The sequence below is a fragment of the Clostridium sp. genome (assembly GCF_050717635.1).
Taxonomy (GTDB): Bacteria; Bacillota; Clostridia; order Clostridiales; family Clostridiaceae; genus Clostridium_AD.
On the sequence record NZ_JBOITO010000039.1, the window covers coordinates 177,917 to 195,485 of the forward strand.

A 17,569-nucleotide genomic window follows, 5' to 3' on the forward strand; every position below is an offset into this window, starting at 1 on the left:
GAAACCTTCAGTGAGAGTCTAAATCTCCTTCTGAAGTCGTTAATATTGCAGCTTCGCAGAAGATGACTTAACATTTAAAATAAAATGTTCACCACTATTCCCTACCCAATCAGTAGGCACGTAAAAGTTATCTTGAGCTTGAGAATTCATGTATATAGGTAGCCCTGCTGCAATTTCACAGTAAATATTAAGCCGTATTAAATTCAGGTATATCATCTATAATTTCAAAATCCTTATTAATAATAGTAACTTCGTTTCCGTTAGTTACAATTCCATATTGACAAGTATTACTGTTTGACATATAAGATTTTAATTGGTTTAGACCATTTTCCAAATTCGTATGAGGATCTTTAACCTCCATGAATACATATGGAATAGGATTATTGTTACTATAAATTTTAATGGCAACATCCACAAGTCCTATTTTAGAAAAATTATTAACTTTATATTCTACACTTATTAAATCTTGTGGATATTTATAAATATTATTTAATTCCTTTATAATCCACTGTCTTACTTTTTCTTCACGGGAATATATATCTATAATATTGTTCTTATAAGCATAGTTTTCCATAGATACATTATAGAATTTACTTAATTTACATTTATACTTTAATTTTAAGTACTTTGAATCAATATCTTCTAAAAATCTAGAAGGTTTCCCGCTACTTGTTAAATACAATAGCTCGTTTGCCCTTGTCATTCCTACGTATAGTAATTTTCTCTCCATAGTTTCTTGCATACCTTCATCTTCTGCTTCTTGATAGGATAGATAAGGTATTTTTTATTTCTGAAATATTATAACCCGCTTCCTCCTTTGTAGTTTTAAATTGCGTACATGTAGGATAATACCCTTGCCTATCAATTAATGAAGGTTTTACAAAATTATCATCATTTATTATATTTGGATCCTTATCTAAAAGACTATAAGCAGCCTTAGCAATTTGAGTTGTTGTCCTATAATTTTTCGATAGTACATTACTCTTACCACTCATATCAAACCCTATACTAGTAAAGCTTCTACCCTTAACTAACCATGAATGTGGATAAATGCTTTGAGATATTGCCCACTTGGTTTCCCCTGTATTAACTTTTGTTGTTCTACAGTTAATTGCATGTTTCGTCCCCCTAAAGGTAAATTTACTAATATATATATATTATAGTATAAATTTGTATATTTATCAAAATATTTAGGTGCCACCCACGTGGCAAGTGGCAAGTTCTGCAGTTAATCTCGTTACTTCTATGCTTACAGGTTCACACTTTAAATAAAACAGCTCTAATGAATCACCATCTTACCTTCTAACCTTCTAACCTTTTAAAATTAGGCTATGTTTAAGAAAGATGTTGAAAATGGATAGATTTTAGATAATATAGTATAATAATACTATAAGAAGGTTTATGGAGAGTTTATGTATGATAAACGGTTATTCTATAAGGAAATGTGCCGAAATTGTGGGGATAAGTATACCTACGTCATTTTTTTGGAGACATAAATTTTTAGATGCTATCAGAGTATATATGGGCGTAGGTAATGTCGGTGGCGTAATTGAAGTTGACGAGGCTTTTTTTAGAATCATTTAAAGGCAACCACAAGAGAAGCACAACTTTTACTATGCCTCGAGAAGCCCATATGAGAGGTGTTAAAGGTAGAATGAAACATACAGATTTAGAAAGGCTCTTTACATGCAGAATTGAGGATGAATCTATCATCTGTACCTATTCACACAAAAGCTATATTCGTTTTGCACAAAATTCAGGTGTTGAGCTACAACAAATTAAACGAGGAAAGCATAAAAAAGCTATATATCATATACAACATATAAATGCTTTTCATAGTAAACTAAAAGAATGGATGTATGGATTTCATAGTGTTGCCACAAAATATCTTGCTAACTACATGTACTGGTTTAAATGGCTACAGTTATGTTTAATATTTCATATAATTATACAAGAATACAGTGGTATTTTATTGCGGTAACTTAATATCACAGGAGGGTACATATGAATTTAATTGATTTAAGAGAATTTGAGTCTAAAATAGATAAAATAATTCCATTTGACGATACTGAATTTATTTTCAGCACTACAGAATGTGAAAAAGAAGATTACAAAAGGTATTTCTATAAATACAATATGAAGAATAAACATTTTTGCAGGATAAACAAAATAGGAATAGATACCTATGCAGATGTTTATTATAATAATTATATTTTAAATAATTGTATATATACCAATTCTTATAAGGTAAAGTATAATGGCACAGAAACATTTATGAGCAAAGTTAATCTTATAGATGGTAAAATAGATAAAATTTACTCTATAGAAAAGGATGTAACTTTTATTTTTATTTTTATTAGTGAAAGGTATTTACTTTTAAATAGTAGCAATTGTAATATAGATGAAGAACATTTTGATGTAAAAAAAGATATTCAAGGTGAGTATGATTATGCCATTCTATGCGATTTGAAAGAAAAAAAAGAATATGAAATAAAAGATAAAAGAGTTGTTTTAGGTACTAGAGATTATTTTATATCTTATATTGTTGATAGTAAAATATATATAGTTTTTGAAGAAGCCTATATGGAAGATTATGAACTTGAAGATATGTTTAAGGAAAGAATTAAGAAAGAAGACTTTTATAAAAGTGGATATAGAGAAAGTATTAATGTTATCCCCTTAGATAAATTTGTTGAATCTGTACAGGAAGGGTGTGAGATAATTCCTTTCAATCAAATCCATAAGACAGAGATTACTTCATGGACAAGATACTTTGGCATGGATGAAAAAAATATTTATTATAGAGTAAAGGATTTTGAGAGTAAGATTCAATATATATATTCAATTAATAAGAAAACTTTAGAAAAACAATTATTAAAATCTATACAAATGGATAATAGTGAGTTATCATTTTTAAATTATTCTATATGGTATGATAAAGATAATAGAAAAATATACGAAACTAAAGTTATAGATGATAACACAAAAGAGGTTAAAGAGATAATGCATGAAGATTTCACTTTTAAATATGACGGGATTAAAGAAGAATTTGAAGGACTAATTGAGAATCACCTTATAACAAGTTATTGGATAGAGGAAGATAATGGATATGATTATAAGAATTTTGTTAAGGTACAAGATACTAAAAGTGGGACTATAGATACTTATGAAGGAGTTTGTACAATAATTAAAGATAATATAATATTATTTATATAGCTATGCATTTGAGGAAAAAGCTATCAAAATGTTTTTTACATTTTGATAGCTTAGGTGCCACCCACGTGGCACGTGGCAAAAGTATATTTTAAACTTAATTTCCTTCTAACAATGCCTGTTCTAATTTACCTTGCATTTCAAATTTTATTAAATCTACTATATCTAGTAGTGCCTTACAATACATGCCTGTATTTTCATCTTCCCGAAGTTTATACATTTTCGAATTATATAACTTTTAACTTGTTATATACACTGCTCCCACTGATACCCTTAATTCTTTTTACCGCTTCTATACCCCAAATTAAAAAGTATTGTCTATCATAACCATACTACACAACACATTCAAGAATACAAAATAATCTTAATCGTCTTCATCTCTACCTTCCGTGCAAAGCCCATCTAGACATCCATCATCCATAGCTGACCCTCTATTTTTATAAGGAACTGAACGTGCTCTACCCATTTTATAAAATCCGCATGAATATGGTCCATAACAAAATGTCTCAAATCGGTATTTTTTTATATCTTTATCGAAATCCCATTGAATTTCAACATTAGCCATATTGGCCCAGATACATTTAAAACATTTTGTTTTCCACAAACTTTTACTTAATAATCTAGCACCTCTTTCTTCATACGTCTTCATTGTTGGAGGGACCATTATCCATGGTGGTGTTATAATTTTAGGTTTCACGGTTGCTCTATTCAAAAGTTTTAAAGCACCAGCTTTATAATAATCAGCAAATTCTCTTTTTTCATATTTTTTTGTCCATGCTGTTCCCTCCATAACATCACCTACCTGAAATAAACCCTTTAACTGCTGCTTTTCTGAAATTGCAACTGTAAACTGTTTTTTAACTTCACTACTATCTCCTACAATAAACAAATTGTATCCTAAGTAATAATGTGTCCGATTATGAGTAAGATATCTCCAGACTCTAGTTCTAGGTTGAATAGATACAATTTCCCCTTGCCAATTCACTTTTAATGAAGTACTTTCTAAAATATTCTTTATCATTTGCTTTTTTCACTTCCCGCAACATTTTTTATATTTTTTACCACTACCGCAAGAACATTGCTCGTTTCTTCCTATTTTATTACTAAGGATATCAGAATCTTTTTCATCTTTGACTATACCCTGTGTTCTAGAACTATTTTCAGTTCTTATATTTAGGTTTATTTCTTCCAAACGTCTATCCAACTTCTAACGGCTTTATCATATTGATTATCAATTAAAAATTGATATCCACCTTGCATCTTTGCGTCAAACTCTATAAAGTCCTCTGAAACTAGTTGCGGATTATTGTGAAAGTTTTTATTATTAATCCAGTTGTTTTTCATTGCTTACACTTTGCCTCCCTTTATAAAAAGTTTTCATTATCTTGAAGTTAGCGTGCTTTCGAGGCATATATACGAATTGATATGAGCTTCATACTATTATTCCCTACTTTTAGTGTATTTTACCAGGTCATATAATCTTTTATTTTGATAAATTCGCTCCTTACCTATCTTTTCTGACACAAGAAAACCTTCTTTTTCTAAAGTCTGTAGATAGGTAACTGCTGTTCGTCTCGAAACTGATAAACCCTCCTCAATATATTTTATCTTTGTGTAAAATTCATAAAATAAAAGTTCTATAAGTTCCTTTGTGTATATCTTGGGAAGCTTTTCTTTAATCTCCGCAGTCATAGTTATAACCTCGTCATTTATTCTCTTAACCAGAGATAAGGTTTCTTCTGCAGTTTCCTCTATACCAGTCAAAATGTAAACAATCCAATCTTCCCAGTTTTCATCGGTGCGAACTTCCTGTAGCAGCTTGTAATAAGCAGATTTATTTCTAATGATATAGCTACTCAAATAAAGTATTGGGCTATGTAGGAGTTCCATTAATACTAAGTACAAAATATTTATTATTCTACCTGTTCTTCCGTTGCCATCATAAAATGGATGAATGCTTTCAAATTGGTAATGGATTACCGCAAGCTTAATAAGAGGATCAACTCCATCAAAATCTTCATTAATATATTTTTCAAGATTGCTCATCAAATCTAAAATTTCAACTTCACCGCTTGGAGGAGTGTATACAGTTTCACCTGTTGCTTCATTCAATAAAACTGTTCCAGGTAGTTTTCTGATTCCAGCACGATTATCTTCAATACACCCTTGAATATCAACAATCATATTCGTAGTAAGCATTCCATTCTCTTTTACCTTTTTATAGCCAAGCCATAAAGCACTTCTGTATGAAACAACCTCCTTTGCGGCTGAATTAATCATACTATTACCACTCATAGCTTTATATATATCATCGTGGGTAGTTACAATGTTTTCAATAGCAGAACTGTCCTTTGCTTCATTTATCGTTATAGCATTTATTAAAATATATTTATTTGGAATAGTATCCGCATAACCTTTTAACTCCGCAAGTGACCGGCTTGCTCTTGTTAGTGCCTTCAATACTGCCTTTGTTTCTAGATTCGCATTTGGCGGTAACATAGGTAATTTATATTTATTCATTACACTCGCCTCCTCAATATAGGTAGTTTATCATATGTTTTTGCATACGTCAATGGAACACATGCAAATTTACTTGTTTTTTTGCTTATATATTATTTTATCCATTTTTTGCGGATTCTTTCTGCTAACTCTTATTTCACGAATTTTTTCCAAAAGTTCATCAAAATAGTCTTTTCCAAAGGCTTTCCATTCTAACCATTTTATCATTTAAAACAAATCCTTTAGTTATATATTCTGTAAATTCTCTACCAAGAATTCACGTACGATTGTATAAGGCATTAGTTTCAGTATCTTAATAAATAAATCAGTTAAGCATTTAATTAAATTCTTGCTAAATTTTACAAGATTCTAGTTAAATTTAACTAAATTTAACTAGAATCTTGCCATGCGAATATATGTTCGCATGGTGAATGTAGAGAAACCCCTCCATATGAACCAGAGGCACCTGTATTGTCTATATTAGTAGCAATGTAATTGGCTTTCAAGTAACACTCTTTTATTTTACACATATTATGTAGAAGGTCACAATACCTAAATAAAAAGTATATAAAGGGGGTTTTATAAATGAAAACAGACGAGGAGCGTGAGAAGTTAAGGCTGATAAAGCATTCTATTATTTTGAACATGTTACAACAACCATCTTGTTTTATAAATTTCAATAAAACATCCAAAAATCACTCAACAAACATCAAACCAGAAAGCATAAATGTTGAAAATAATTCAGAATCTATGATTCGTAATAGTGCTAAATCCAGTATGGCGAAATTCCTTGTTATTTTAAAACTCTTACAACAACCACATTATATTGTATGAAAATTGTACATTTATTTTTCGTAAACTATAATAATAATTGCCTAAGCCTTTGTATTTCTACTTTTCCCACAGCCTCACTTAGCTCATTACAAAGTCTTTCTATATACTCTCGTTTTGCTATAACAGAAATCCATTCTTTAGGAATACTATCATAACCATAATATAGCCCTGCAAGCCCTCCTGCAACTGCAGCAACAGTATCAGTATCCTCACCAAGATTCACAGCTAAAAGAACACAGTCCTTGTAGTTTTTTGTATTTAGCAAGCACCAAATAGCCGCTTCAAGTGTATCCACTACATACCCGCTACTTTTAATACTATTAATAGGCGTTTCGGAAAAGAACATATCACTTAGTCTATTATAATGATATAGTTCACCGGCAAACTCATCATGTCTTTTATAGTAATTAATTGCATTTTTAATACCCATTTCAACTCCGCTTAAAACATCCATGCTTCCTATTAACATATTTGCAACAGATATGTATATTCCACATGCAATTGTGCTTCGTTTATGTGCATGAGTAAGTGCTGAAACTTCATGAATTATATTCATGGCATCATCATTTTCAGTGAACTCTTCTCCATAAATAGACCTAATATAAAATAAAGTCGGCAGAATCCTCATAAGCGACCCATTTCCGTTATCATTTTCAGATAGCCCTCCACAATCCAAAGGAGCTTTTCCGCCTTCAAACCGTCTGAGCGCTTTTCTGGTTGCATTTCCTACATCGAAAACCTCTCCATAGGGTGTGTATTCTCCACTATTAATCCACTTAATAAAATTAGTCATTATATCCTTATAATCAAGCCCCTTAGAAAGGCTATCAATAAGGCACAATGTCATGCTTGTATCATCAGACCAGGTCCCTGCTTTCTGGTTATGGGTACCATAGGAACGCATGTAAGTCACGGGTTCTTTACTAAGCGTTTCTCTATTTACAAATTCAACTGGCACACCTAAAGCATCAGCAACGCAAGCGCCCATTATTCCATTCAATAAGTTATTTTCCATTTTATCACCTTCCTCTATTTAGTCCACCTAAGTGACATGTGCAACACTGATTATTTGACCTTTATCATTCTACACTTTAAACTTGAAAATATATCTTAGGTGCCACCCACGTGGCAAGTGGCATTGCTCGTTTCTTCCTATTCCATCGCCCTTCTAATAAGCCAATATTATTATCGCATTATCTCAGAATAAAAGAAAAATGCACTTCTCTCCACAACAGCGGGAGTGCATTTTTATTTTTACTTCAATAGTTCTTCATAATTGTTTTTAATTATTTTAAATACAACCTCACTAAATCCTGCCTCTGAGCTTAATGTGGGGAAATCTTTTAATGTATCAGTTATAAGTCTTTTTATCCATTCTAAATCAATCTTAGGTACATCATAATTATACTCTTCTAATATTGGCTTATAATTATTTCTTGTAAATGATGTTGAATACCATGTATTTTCTAAACCGCTATTATTAAGAACTCCTGATAAGCCTAGATTATTATCAAAATTTGGTGCAAGTCCTACTGGCTCTCCATCTTTTCTTAATATTCCAAAGTTAAAGGTATGTCTATCTATGTTATAACACAAAGCATCCATAAATGTAATATTCAAAAAATCTTCTATATAACCAAGTTCTTTTAATATACTTATAGAATCATCTATTTCCCAATAATCCCGAACAAAGCTGAACATTGGCTCGAAGTCGACTTCGCAATTATTAGTAAAGTCTTTACACTTAACTAATGCACCATCTTCCATAGCTTCATATTTAACAGCATGAAATCCAAGGTTAATTGCAATATTTGCTATTAATACTTCCGCAAAATTCTCCTTATAAGTACCCTTTTTTATCATATACCAACATCCATCAATGAGCTTCCAGCACTTCTCAAAGCTTCCTATGTTGGTTAATTCAGGCGTTATATCTACATCTTTAAAGTTTATTTCTGTAGCATTGCCGTACAAAGCAACCGTATTTAGTCCATCCGATAACCTGCTTCTTACTTCATTATAAGTTACATCTTCATTTATCCATTTTAGCCAATAGTTATCTGTAATACTTATAGCTCTAGCTTTAATAACTATTTCCTTAGGAACCTCTGATCTAACACTTAACCTACGCCTTACTTGCCTTGAATTTGTCCTAGTAGTGTCTATTACTCTAGTTTGTAGCCATACTTCTAATGATACAGCATTCTTATTCATCATTATTACTGGTAATAGATTATCATCCAATGATTTTACAAACTCTGTGTCTTTTATTTCAGCTACTTGTTTGTCCTTATACATCAAATACCCAGTAAAATTATATTCTTCATGCTTTAAATATTTATTTGCTAAGTTAATTAAATCTATTTTTCCCATATAAATCCTCCATAATTGAGTGAATATTTTAATTCTCTTATATTGTAACCAAGCATTTCATTTTAAACATCCATCTCTATACTTACACGGGCTACAGTTTTCACTTTCTAAATCTGCTCTACCTGCTCGCATTTCATATTTTATCATCCTTCCATAAATGTTCACGTCCCCCGAGGGTTTTTATGAGCGCAGCAAATTTGCTACTTTATTTATTCTTCAAATAAAAGTGTTTTTAGCATTCTTTCTGGATTATCAAGAAATGCTTTTGTTATCTTATAATGCTGCGTATCCTTGTAATTAACTTCTTTTATGCCATCACTTAATTCATAAATTATTGAATCTGGGTAAGCCATTATTATAGGTGAATGAGTAGCTATTATAAATTGAGAACCTTGCTTTATTAATTCATCCATAAAAACTAGCAAAGACATTTGTCTTGATGGTGACAATGCAGCTTCAGGTTCATCTAAAATATATAAACCATGTCCACTAAATCTATTGCTAATAACCGATAGAAAAGATTCCCCATGAGATTGTGAATGTAGAGAAACCCCTCCATATGAACCAGAGGCACCTGTATCGTCTATATTGGTAGCCATATTATAGAAGCTTTCTGCTCTTAAGAAAAAACCATCATTTGGTCTTTTAACTCCTTTAACTAATTTAAGATTTTCATGTAAATCTGAATGGGTATCATTTGTAGAAAAATTAAAATTTCTAGTTCCACCCTCTGGATTAAAACCATATGCTACCGCAATGCCTTCAAGTATTGTTGATTTACCAGTACCATTTTCTCCTACAATAAATGTTACACTCTTATGAAATTCCAATATATATAAATCCTTTATAGCTGGCACGCAGTATGGATATTCTGAAAATGATTGTATTCTTTCTCTACATAATTCAACATGTCTTAAGTATTGATTATATTTCACTGAGTTCATTTATCATTACCTATGACCTTTCCTTGTTCTCTTTGTAAAACTATATTTTTAGTATGTATATAAGCATACTTTCTTATATCTTATGATTATAATATAAGTCCATTATATCATAATCATACCACACAACAAATTTAAATTGTAAAATAATGTAATTAAGTTTCAAGTAACACTCTTTTATTTTACACATATTATGTAGAAGGTCACAATACCTAAATAAAAAGTGTATAAAGGGGATTTTATAAATGAAAACAGACGAGGAGCGTGAGAAATTAAGGCTGATAAAGCATTCTATTATTTTGAACATGTTACAACAACCGTCTTGTTTTATAAATATCAATAAAACATCCAAAAATGACTCAACAAACATCAAACCAGAAATCGTAAATGTTAAAAATGATTCAGAATATATAAAAAATAAAGATGAAATTTATACTAACTCCGATAATATTTATGAAACTTATAAAAATCAAAATGATGATTTTTTTGAAAGTTTAACACCAACTTCACCTATTATAATAGAAGCAGAAGATATAATAGAAGATATAGATATTCCTAATGAATAATCCTACTTACAAGCTTAACATATTCTTCTGAATCTTTAACTATATTTCAACCTCAAAAATAGCCGCTTCAAGTGTATCCACTACATACCCGCTACTTTTAATACTCACTTCAACTCCGCTTAAAATATCCATGCTTCCTATTAACATATTTGCAACAGATATGTATATTCCACTATTAATCCATTTAATAAAATTATTCATTATATCATTATAATCAAGCCCTTTAGAAAGGCTATCAATAAGGCACAATGTCATGCTTGTATCATCAGACCAGGTCCCCGCTTTCTGGTTATGGGTACCATAGGAACGCATGTAAGTCACGGGTTCTTTACTAAGCGTTTCTCTATTTACAAATTCAACTGGCACACCTAAAGCATCAGCAACGCAAGCGCCCATTATCCCATTCAATAGGTTATTTTCCATTTTATCACTTTCCTCTATTTATTCCACCTAAGTGACATGTGCAACACTGATTATTTGACCTTTATTATCTTATATTCGTCATCTAATAACTTATCTGAATCTATATGCCATAATTTATTACTTCCTCATCCGCTATTATTTTTTATAATAAATACATCAGTTAAGTATTTAATTAAATTCTTGCTAAATTTTACAAGATTCTAGTTAAATTTAACTAAATTTAAAATATAGATATGCGAATACACGTTCGCATTATGGTAATAATATTATTATAATATATATATTATTTATACGTGAAATTTGATATAATTAGGAGTAATACTATGAGTTTTAAAAACGATTTAAATAATATTCATGATAAGAGTTATAAAGATTTACTTTCTACTAAGGATGCTTTTTTATCCTTTGTTAACACATTTGTTAAAGGAGAGTGGTCCAGTCAATTAGAAAAGGATTTAGACTTCCTGCAGTCATTCCCATTGTTCTTTATAATGGTACTAACAAATGGACCTGTGCTACAAACTTTAAAGATATTATAACTGGTAGTCAATTGTTTGGAGATAATGTTTTAGACTTTAAATATATACTGGTAGATATTAATAGATATTCTAAAGAATATTTGTATGGATTTAAAAATATTTCCTCAGCAATATTTTTATTAGATCAAGATATAAATGCTATGGAATTTTTAGAAAGATTAAAGAATATAATAATTAATTTTAATAGTTTAACTTCTGAGGAAAAACTATTATTAAAAGGATGGATTAAAAATACAACTAATAACAATGATATAGTTGATATGAATAAGCTCGTGGAAAACATTTTTAATAATGAAATGGAGGTAGAATCAATGGTTTCTAACGCATCAAATATCTTTGAGTTAGAAAAAATTGAGGATCTAAAAAAATACTTGTAATATTTAAATTTAACTTGTTTGCAATGGTGAATATAGGATCAAGTACGTGACTTCCTGAAGCCTTTCCAAAAATATAACTTAGGTGCCACCCACGTGGCAAGTGGCAAGTTACAAAAAAAATAATGGACAGGCACTAAATGCCTATCCTGTGTTAACCCATCCTAAAAATATTTTTCTATTTCCTTCACATCTTTCATGTCAAATAGCTCAAGCCCTATTATCTCTATAGTTTCATCCGGTAATTCCATTATTTTATTTTTATATTCATTAGGTATTTTATTGAATCTCTTAGTTAATTGTTTTAATAAAAGCTGTGCTTTTCCTTCTTTCCTACCTTTTTCCATTCCTTTAGCAATTCCATCCTCTAATATCATTTTCCCTATTTCTGTCATATTAAATACCTCCTTAAATTTTTTCTTGCTTTCATCATCTCCAAATTTTTCTAATAATGCATATAACATTGTAAGACACTTTAATTTACTATCACTTATATTTATCTTATCTGCTAACTCTATACTGTCGATTTTCTTTTTATATTAGAGTTAATCTTCAAATTATTTAGGGCTATTTTTATAAGAAATAAGCTAATTTTATCAAATTAATCTAGTATTAAGCCTTAGATTAGTCAGTTTAAATTAGGTTTAATAGAGGCTTATTATTTCAGCAAATTCTAAGAGAATTTTAAGCACCATGCAAAGCATGATGCTTAAAAATTATAACATTTTAAATTGGAAACCATTAAGCATTTCTTCTACTAAATAAGCTCGTTTTTTTCCTATTCTATTTAAAATGGTAGGGTTCAATTTATTTCCATTAAATATTTTTGTCCCATGAGCTTGTCCATAATGCCAAATTAAATCTCTTAATGAATTTTCGGAGAGTCTTAGTGCAAGATAGCTATCACAAGCTTTGATTATTTCAGTAGCTAATGCTTTTATAGTTGTAGGATTCCTAAGAATATTCATGTTAATCAATTCTTGTATTAAACTCGTACATTTCGTATCATTTTCTTTCTGTTTTCGTACCAAAACTTATAGCTCACACTCCTTGTATCCCTGATAAACACAATCTTCATCAATAACTTCCATTTTCATAGAATATGCATACATCAAAGCGGCAGTTGTAACTTTATTTATCATTCTTGGAAAACCCTTTGATACTGAGGCTATCGCCTCCGCTGATTCTTTTGAAAATATTGTTGTTGCTACTCCTGATAATTTCATTCTACTATTCAAGTATTCGTAAACTTCATCCTTTTTTAATCCAACCATGGTATGTTTTACTGTTATCCGTTGTTTAAGAGGAACATTAATGGATAAATTAAGCTTACTCTTTAATTGAGTTTGTCCAGATAAAATTAAAATATAGGGGCTCTCTGAATCCATATTAAAACTAAACAAAAGTCTCAATTCCTCTAAAATACTATTTGATAGCATATGTACTTCATCAAGTATTATTACAGGGGTTATTTTTTGATTATAGTATAGAGAATTTATTGTATTTTGAATTTGTTTAAACATAGTTACTTTTTTGCTAGAGGGTATCTCCCCCAGTTCAGTCAATAGTCCTCTATAAAAATCGGAAACCGAAACAGTAGCTAATGTGAAATAGCAGCTTTTATATAAACCAGGGTTCAATCCTTTTACAAAATTTCTTAAAGCCGTTGATTTACCAGTACCTGGTTCTCCAATCAGCACAAATATACCTCGAGTACTTTTAATATATTTAAATCTAGAATTTACTTCCAGTAGGTCCAGACTTTCAAAAGAGTTTTCAATATCTAATTCCTTTGAAAAAGGATTGAATTTCATCCCATAAAATTGCTTAAACATTATGCAGACCTCCCATAATACTATTGAATAATATTGGTTGTTCACTTATTGTTTCTGTCTCTGTAATTTCTATCTCACTGTTGTCACCCTGTATATCAACTTTTTTTAATGGCTTATATGTTGATTTTCTTTTCATATGAGCATTTTCATGAAAATTCACTTGACGAGCTTCCCCCATTAGTTTATCATCTTTATATAGTAGTACTGGAATACTAATAGACCTTAGCCATTCTGGCTCGTAGCGGACTTGTATTTCAGTGTTAGCGAAGCTCTCGGGGGCTTCGTATAGTATCTTATTCATAGAGAAAGTAGCATCGTGCTTAATCTTTCTTCTTTCTCTTAGTAAGAACTTTTCCTTTAATAGACTTGGATGTTTAAATAGTTTAATCTTATCATTTTGAGATATGAACACGTCTAATGGAGATAGATTTTTATGTGCTGAGTGTTGTTTTCTCTGATAGTCAGATTCCAACCATATTTTAAATCTTTCATTTAATTCTTCGATAGATTGCAGCTTTAATGGATCTACTGTTGACAGGAATCTTTTTCTTACAGTTAAGAAAAAGCGTTCAATTTTGCCTTTTTAATGCAAAGCTTTGCATTAAAAAGGTTATGTATAGTAAATGATAATGTAAAGTAACATTACCTACTTATTGTAAATACTATGATTTATGCTGTTTAACTTTACATTATTAAACCTATAATTTATATATAGGAAATACCTAATAAATTATGGGAGGAAAAGTAACCATGGAACAAAATCAATTATCTAGTTCATTAAATATAATGTCAAAAGAATTACTGACTTACTTAACTAAGCTTGAATACTCGGAGGTAAGGGTTAATAGATATCAAACTTGTGCTAAACACATTCAGTCATTTATGACTAAAGAAGGAATTACTCTGTACAATTCAGAAGCTTGTGAATTATTCATTAAACATTTAATAGGAAAAGAGTCATACCAAGAGTTAAGTAGATGGCATAAAGATGATATTCGTTGTGCAAATACTATTTTAGAGTACAATTTAACTGGAAACATCTCTTATAGGTCTTCCAAAAAGAAGTTTGAATTTAATGGAACAATGGGAACTATCATTTCAGATTATCTCATATACCGTAGGTCAAGAAATATTTCTAAAGATACATTAGATAGTAATAGGTTATATCTAGTGCGCTTCCAAAAGTATTTAGATACAAGTAGCATTTCTGATTTTAAAAATATTTCTCAACAGGATATACTTTCATTTGTTAAGAGTCTTAGTTTTTATACATCGGCAACTCGGCATTGCATACTATGCTCACTAAGAGGTTTTTTAAAATACTTATACCAAAGTAATACTCTTTGTACCGATTGGTCCTATCTTGTACCAAAAGATAATTATAAAAAAGAGGCTAGATTGCCAACCACATACACAAAAGATGAGGTGGAATCTATTCTTAACGCAGTTGACCGGGGTAATCCGAAGGGTAAGCGAGATTATGCTATACTTCTCTTAGCATCAAGGCTTGGTCTAAGAGCATCAGATATATGTCGTATGACTTTTGAGAACATCGTATGGGAACAAAATATTATTATTTTGAACCAACAAAAAACAGGAAGGAGAATAGAATTACCTATATTATCGGATGTTGGTAATGCTATTATTGATTACCTGAAGTATGCAAGGCCTAACTCTAACTCAATCTTTGTTTTTTTACATGTGAATCCATCTTATGAAAGACTGCAAGAGCCAACAATTCATAGCATTGTATATCAATACATGAAATATGCTGGGATCCCTATTCAAAATAAAAAACATGGACCACATGCGCTTCGACATAGTCTTGCTGGATTTTTATTAGAAAAAAAAACACCGATATACATAATCTCAGAGGTGCTTGGTCACAAAAATATTGAAACTACAAAATCATATCTTAGAATAGATTTATCATCTCTCCGCCAATGTGCTTTAGAGGTACCCTCCATGAACACAACATTTTACTCAGAAGGAGGATATATAGATGATTGAATATTACAGTGAATACTCACCATTTATCACCCAATATATTGAATTTAAGCGTAGCCTTGGTTATGAGTTTAAATGTGAGTACGTTTTTACTCCTTTTGATAGATTTCTCATTGAGAATAATATTACTAATATAGGTTTGACAAGGAAAGACTGTGAGCTTTGGGCAACAAAACGTCCGAATGAAGCTGATGTAACAAGATATAAACGGATTAATGATATTAGAAACTTCTCCATATTTTTAAATAATATTGGATATTCTTCATATGTTGCAAGAAAGTCAATACATTATAAGACAACTTTTGTTCCATATATTTTTACAAAAGATGAGATTAAACTATTCTTTAATGCGTGTGACTCGCTTGAATTGACTAGAAATTCACAGACAACACATATTTATCCTGCAATATTTAGGCTGATATACGGATGTGGTCTAAGAGCGAATGAGGCTTTATTAATAAAATGTGGCGATATAAATTTAATAGAAAAATATATTATTATACGTAAATCTAAGAATGGGGAAGACAGAATGCTTCCTATATCAAGTACGCTAGTAGATGTTCTAAATCTATATAAGTCAATATATCGTATTAATGCTGATGAAACTGACATATTTTTTGTAAAGAAAAATGGAGATAAGTGTTCATGTGATACTATGTATGAATGGTTCCGTAAAATTCTTAGAAAGGCTGGTATATCTCATGGTGGAAGGGGTAAAGGTCCTAGAGTACATGATTTTCGTCATTCTTTCAGTGTTCATTCACTGGCTAAAATGTCGGATGAAGATCTTGACTTATATTACTGCCTGCCATTACTTTCAAAATATTTGGGACATAAGTCATTGGAGGCAACAGACAAGTATGTTCGTTTAACTGCTGATATGTATCCAAATATTATTACAAATGTTAACAAACTTTGTTCATATGTGTTCCCGGAGGTAGAGTTATCATGAAACCTACTGATTTTTCATATTATCTTACAAACTTTATTACAAAATACCTTCCTAATGAATTAGGAGCTAGCCACAATACTGTTGCTTCTTATCGTGACACATTTATTTTATTACTCGTATATATGAGAGACATACAAAAAATGCCTGCTGAGAAAATCACACTTAACGATATCTGTAAGAAATCCATAGAAGAGTACCTGTCTTGGATTGAATCGGAAAGAAAATGTTCTGCACAGACAAGGAATGTACGTTTGGCAGCTATACATTCTTTCTTTAAATACTTGCAGTACGAAAATCCAGATAACTTAGCCGAATGGCAGAGAATTCTTTCTATACCGGCTAAAAAAGCAGAAAAAGGGACTTTAAATTATATGTCACTTGAAGGTATCAAATTACTTCTTAAAATGCCTAATGTTAGAAGTAATGGCGGTAGGCGTGATCTAGCATTACTTTCTTTAATGTATGATACTGCTGCAAGAGTGCAGGAAGTTATTGACCTAACTCCATCTATGTTACGTTTTGAAAAACCATCTACTATAAAACTGATTGGAAAAGGAAATAAAGCACGTATTGTTCCATTAATGGATTCACAAGTTATAATACTAAAGGAGTATATGAAAGAAAATCAATTACTTGTGCCTCAAGCAAATCAATACCCTTTATTTTACAATAAAAGTCACGGAAAGCTAACAAGAGCTGGAGTGGGTTATATTCTAGATAAGTATGTTAATATGGCACGACAACGTAATTCTTCAATAATTCCAGATAAATTTTCATGTCACTGCCTTAGACATAGTAAAAGCATGCATATGCTTCAAGCAGGAGTAAATCTGGTGTATATAAGAGATATTCTTGGGCACTGTTCAATCCAAACAACTGAAATCTATGCGAGGGCAGATTCAAAACAAAAACGTAAGGCAATTGAAGAAGCGTACATTGATGTATTACCCAAACAGCAGCCCAAATGGCAAAATAATAACAATCTGCTTGATTGGTTAAAAAGCTTCCGCTAG

24 protein-coding genes and 1 pseudogene are annotated in these 17,569 nt (G+C 30.7%); 9 read left to right on the forward strand and 16 right to left on the reverse strand.

Annotation, left to right across the window (positions count from 1 at the left end):
* Positions 1-187: 187 nt before the first annotated feature.
* Both ACREWB_RS19725 and ACREWB_RS19730 read right to left on the reverse strand, forming a co-directional pair.
* Positions 188-730, reverse strand: a complete 543-nt coding sequence (locus ACREWB_RS19725) for a type I restriction enzyme HsdR N-terminal domain-containing protein (RefSeq protein ID WP_431549173.1) — start codon at positions 728-730, stop codon at positions 188-190.
* A 16-nt stretch (positions 731-746) separates the two neighbouring features.
* A complete protein-coding gene (locus tag ACREWB_RS19730) occupies positions 747-995 on the reverse strand; it encodes a hypothetical protein (protein ID WP_431549174.1) in 249 nt (82 codons plus the stop codon).
* Positions 996-1,413: 418 nt separating this feature from the next.
* On the opposite strand from ACREWB_RS19730, the pseudogene ACREWB_RS19735 reads away from it, so the two are divergent.
* Both ACREWB_RS19735 and ACREWB_RS19740 read left to right on the forward strand, forming a co-directional pair.
* Positions 1,414-1,924: pseudogene (locus tag ACREWB_RS19735) on the forward strand (IS1595 family transposase); the annotation flags it as partial.
* An 80-nt stretch (positions 1,925-2,004) separates the two neighbouring features.
* The gene (locus ACREWB_RS19740) at positions 2,005-3,216 is read left to right on the forward strand and encodes a hypothetical protein (RefSeq protein ID WP_431549175.1); all 1,212 of its coding nucleotides are present in this window, start codon (positions 2,005-2,007) and stop codon (positions 3,214-3,216) included.
* Positions 3,217-3,310: 94 nt separating this feature from the next.
* Here the strand turns inward: ACREWB_RS19740 and ACREWB_RS19745 are convergent, their stop codons facing one another.
* The 6 genes from ACREWB_RS19745 to ACREWB_RS19770 form a co-directional block, all read right to left on the reverse strand.
* The gene (locus tag ACREWB_RS19745) at positions 3,311-3,433 is read right to left on the reverse strand and encodes a hypothetical protein (protein ID WP_431549176.1); all 123 of its coding nucleotides are present in this window, start codon (positions 3,431-3,433) and stop codon (positions 3,311-3,313) included.
* Between the two features lie 144 nt (positions 3,434-3,577).
* Entirely contained in the window at positions 3,578-4,234 is a 657-nt protein-coding gene (locus ACREWB_RS19750; protein ID WP_431549177.1) for a hypothetical protein, read from the reverse strand.
* Positions 4,235-4,243: 9 nt separating this feature from the next.
* Entirely contained in the window at positions 4,244-4,405 is a 162-nt protein-coding gene (locus ACREWB_RS19755; RefSeq protein ID WP_431549178.1) for an SEC-C metal-binding domain-containing protein, read from the reverse strand.
* The gene (locus ACREWB_RS19760) at positions 4,393-4,557 is read right to left on the reverse strand and encodes a hypothetical protein (RefSeq protein WP_431549179.1); all 165 of its coding nucleotides are present in this window, start codon (positions 4,555-4,557) and stop codon (positions 4,393-4,395) included. The genes ACREWB_RS19755 and ACREWB_RS19760 overlap by 13 nt, the downstream gene beginning before the upstream one ends.
* A 96-nt stretch (positions 4,558-4,653) precedes the next feature.
* Positions 4,654-5,733 (reverse strand): Fic family protein, encoded by a 1,080-nt coding sequence (locus ACREWB_RS19765; RefSeq protein ID WP_431549180.1) that lies wholly within the window; start codon positions 5,731-5,733, stop codon positions 4,654-4,656.
* Between the two features lie 69 nt (positions 5,734-5,802).
* Positions 5,803-5,940 carry a hypothetical protein gene (locus tag ACREWB_RS19770; protein ID WP_431549181.1) on the reverse strand — a complete coding sequence of 46 codons (138 nt, stop codon included), beginning with the start codon at positions 5,938-5,940 and terminating at the stop codon, positions 5,803-5,805.
* Positions 5,941-6,297: 357 nt separating this feature from the next.
* On the opposite strand from ACREWB_RS19770, the gene ACREWB_RS19775 reads away from it, so the two are divergent.
* Positions 6,298-6,546 (forward strand): hypothetical protein, encoded by a 249-nt coding sequence (locus ACREWB_RS19775; RefSeq protein ID WP_431549182.1) that lies wholly within the window; start codon positions 6,298-6,300, stop codon positions 6,544-6,546.
* Positions 6,547-6,571: 25 nt separating this feature from the next.
* Here the strand turns inward: ACREWB_RS19775 and ACREWB_RS19780 are convergent, their stop codons facing one another.
* The 3 genes from ACREWB_RS19780 to ACREWB_RS19790 form a co-directional block, all read right to left on the reverse strand.
* A complete protein-coding gene (locus ACREWB_RS19780; protein ID WP_431549183.1) occupies positions 6,572-7,561 on the reverse strand; it encodes an ADP-ribosylglycohydrolase family protein in 990 nt (329 codons plus the stop codon).
* Positions 7,562-7,800: 239 nt separating this feature from the next.
* A complete protein-coding gene (locus ACREWB_RS19785) occupies positions 7,801-8,919 on the reverse strand; it encodes a HipA domain-containing protein (RefSeq protein ID WP_431549184.1) in 1,119 nt (372 codons plus the stop codon).
* 209 nt (positions 8,920-9,128) lie between these two features.
* Positions 9,129-9,863: an AAA family ATPase gene (locus tag ACREWB_RS19790; protein ID WP_431549185.1), complete on the reverse strand. Its 735-nt coding sequence runs from the start codon at positions 9,861-9,863 to the stop codon at positions 9,129-9,131.
* A gap of 242 nt (positions 9,864-10,105) precedes the next feature.
* Between ACREWB_RS19790 and ACREWB_RS19795 the strand changes: the two genes are divergently transcribed.
* Complete coding sequence (locus ACREWB_RS19795) at positions 10,106-10,426, forward strand: hypothetical protein (protein WP_431549186.1); 321 nt, start codon at positions 10,106-10,108, stop codon at positions 10,424-10,426.
* Positions 10,427-10,465: 39 nt separating this feature from the next.
* Here the strand turns inward: ACREWB_RS19795 and ACREWB_RS19800 are convergent, their stop codons facing one another.
* A complete protein-coding gene (locus ACREWB_RS19800; protein WP_431549187.1) occupies positions 10,466-10,849 on the reverse strand; it encodes an ADP-ribosylglycohydrolase family protein in 384 nt (127 codons plus the stop codon).
* A 323-nt stretch (positions 10,850-11,172) separates the two neighbouring features.
* Here ACREWB_RS19800 and ACREWB_RS19805 point away from each other — a divergent pair, with 323 nt between their 5' ends.
* Complete coding sequence (locus ACREWB_RS19805; protein WP_431549374.1) at positions 11,173-11,388, forward strand: hypothetical protein; 216 nt, start codon at positions 11,173-11,175, stop codon at positions 11,386-11,388.
* On the forward strand, positions 11,328-11,765 hold the full coding sequence (locus tag ACREWB_RS19810; protein ID WP_431549364.1) for an Rpn family recombination-promoting nuclease/putative transposase: 438 nt from the start codon (positions 11,328-11,330) through the stop codon (positions 11,763-11,765). The genes ACREWB_RS19805 and ACREWB_RS19810 overlap by 61 nt, the downstream gene beginning before the upstream one ends.
* 161 nt (positions 11,766-11,926) lie before the next feature.
* Here ACREWB_RS19810 and ACREWB_RS19815 read toward each other — a convergent pair whose 3' ends face one another.
* The 4 genes from ACREWB_RS19815 to ACREWB_RS19830 form a co-directional block, all read right to left on the reverse strand.
* Positions 11,927-12,157, reverse strand: coding sequence for a DUF4351 domain-containing protein (locus tag ACREWB_RS19815; RefSeq protein ID WP_431549188.1), 231 nt, complete (start codon positions 12,155-12,157; stop codon positions 11,927-11,929).
* Positions 12,158-12,478: 321 nt separating this feature from the next.
* Positions 12,479-12,793, reverse strand: a complete 315-nt coding sequence (locus ACREWB_RS19820; RefSeq protein WP_431549189.1) for a TIGR04540 family protein — start codon at positions 12,791-12,793, stop codon at positions 12,479-12,481.
* A 3-nt stretch (positions 12,794-12,796) separates the two neighbouring features.
* Positions 12,797-13,597, reverse strand: coding sequence for an ExeA family protein (locus ACREWB_RS19825; protein ID WP_431549190.1), 801 nt, complete (start codon positions 13,595-13,597; stop codon positions 12,797-12,799).
* The gene (locus ACREWB_RS19830) at positions 13,590-14,069 is read right to left on the reverse strand and encodes a Mu transposase C-terminal domain-containing protein (protein WP_431549191.1); all 480 of its coding nucleotides are present in this window, start codon (positions 14,067-14,069) and stop codon (positions 13,590-13,592) included. The genes ACREWB_RS19825 and ACREWB_RS19830 overlap by 8 nt, the downstream gene beginning before the upstream one ends.
* Before the next feature lie 278 nt (positions 14,070-14,347).
* On the opposite strand from ACREWB_RS19830, the gene ACREWB_RS19835 reads away from it, so the two are divergent.
* From ACREWB_RS19835 to ACREWB_RS19845, 3 genes are read left to right on the forward strand one after another with little or no spacing between them, the layout of a single operon-like run.
* Complete coding sequence (locus tag ACREWB_RS19835; protein WP_431549192.1) at positions 14,348-15,607, forward strand: site-specific integrase; 1,260 nt, start codon at positions 14,348-14,350, stop codon at positions 15,605-15,607.
* Positions 15,600-16,556, forward strand: a complete 957-nt coding sequence (locus ACREWB_RS19840) for a tyrosine-type recombinase/integrase (RefSeq protein WP_431549193.1) — start codon at positions 15,600-15,602, stop codon at positions 16,554-16,556. The genes ACREWB_RS19835 and ACREWB_RS19840 overlap by 8 nt, the downstream gene beginning before the upstream one ends.
* On the forward strand, positions 16,553-17,569 hold the full coding sequence (locus ACREWB_RS19845; RefSeq protein WP_431549194.1) for a site-specific integrase: 1,017 nt from the start codon (positions 16,553-16,555) through the stop codon (positions 17,567-17,569). The genes ACREWB_RS19840 and ACREWB_RS19845 overlap by 4 nt, the downstream gene beginning before the upstream one ends.

Coding starts and splice junctions, on each gene's coding strand:
- ACREWB_RS19845 (WP_431549194.1), top strand. CDS start 16,553: ATGAAACCTACTGATTTTTCATATTATCTTACAAACTTTATTACAAAA.
- ACREWB_RS19835 (WP_431549192.1), top strand. CDS start 14,348: ATGGAACAAAATCAATTATCTAGTTCATTAAATATAATGTCAAAAGAA.
- ACREWB_RS19730 (WP_431549174.1), bottom strand. CDS start 995: ATGAGTGGTAAGAGTAATGTACTATCGAAAAATTATAGGACAACAACT.
- ACREWB_RS19825 (WP_431549190.1), bottom strand. CDS start 13,597: ATGTTTAAGCAATTTTATGGGATGAAATTCAATCCTTTTTCAAAGGAA.
- ACREWB_RS19775 (WP_431549182.1), top strand. CDS start 6,298: ATGAAAACAGACGAGGAGCGTGAGAAGTTAAGGCTGATAAAGCATTCT.
- ACREWB_RS19795 (WP_431549186.1), top strand. CDS start 10,106: ATGAAAACAGACGAGGAGCGTGAGAAATTAAGGCTGATAAAGCATTCT.
- ACREWB_RS19790 (WP_431549185.1), bottom strand. CDS start 9,863: ATGAACTCAGTGAAATATAATCAATACTTAAGACATGTTGAATTATGT.
- ACREWB_RS19815 (WP_431549188.1), bottom strand. CDS start 12,157: ATGACAGAAATAGGGAAAATGATATTAGAGGATGGAATTGCTAAAGGA.
- ACREWB_RS19765 (WP_431549180.1), bottom strand. CDS start 5,733: ATGAATAAATATAAATTACCTATGTTACCGCCAAATGCGAATCTAGAA.
- ACREWB_RS19780 (WP_431549183.1), bottom strand. CDS start 7,561: ATGGAAAATAACTTATTGAATGGAATAATGGGCGCTTGCGTTGCTGAT.
- ACREWB_RS19760 (WP_431549179.1), bottom strand. CDS start 4,557: ATGAAAAACAACTGGATTAATAATAAAAACTTTCACAATAATCCGCAA.
- ACREWB_RS19785 (WP_431549184.1), bottom strand. CDS start 8,919: ATGGGAAAAATAGATTTAATTAACTTAGCAAATAAATATTTAAAGCAT.
- ACREWB_RS19745 (WP_431549176.1), bottom strand. CDS start 3,433: ATGTATAAACTTCGGGAAGATGAAAATACAGGCATGTATTGTAAGGCA.
- ACREWB_RS19840 (WP_431549193.1), top strand. CDS start 15,600: ATGATTGAATATTACAGTGAATACTCACCATTTATCACCCAATATATT.
- ACREWB_RS19800 (WP_431549187.1), bottom strand. CDS start 10,849: ATGGAAAATAACCTATTGAATGGGATAATGGGCGCTTGCGTTGCTGAT.
- ACREWB_RS19725 (WP_431549173.1), bottom strand. CDS start 730: ATGGAGAGAAAATTACTATACGTAGGAATGACAAGGGCAAACGAGCTA.
- ACREWB_RS19750 (WP_431549177.1), bottom strand. CDS start 4,234: ATGATAAAGAATATTTTAGAAAGTACTTCATTAAAAGTGAATTGGCAA.
- ACREWB_RS19805 (WP_431549374.1), top strand. CDS start 11,173: ATGAGTTTTAAAAACGATTTAAATAATATTCATGATAAGAGTTATAAA.
- ACREWB_RS19740 (WP_431549175.1), top strand. CDS start 2,005: ATGAATTTAATTGATTTAAGAGAATTTGAGTCTAAAATAGATAAAATA.
- ACREWB_RS19770 (WP_431549181.1), bottom strand. CDS start 5,940: ATGATAAAATGGTTAGAATGGAAAGCCTTTGGAAAAGACTATTTTGAT.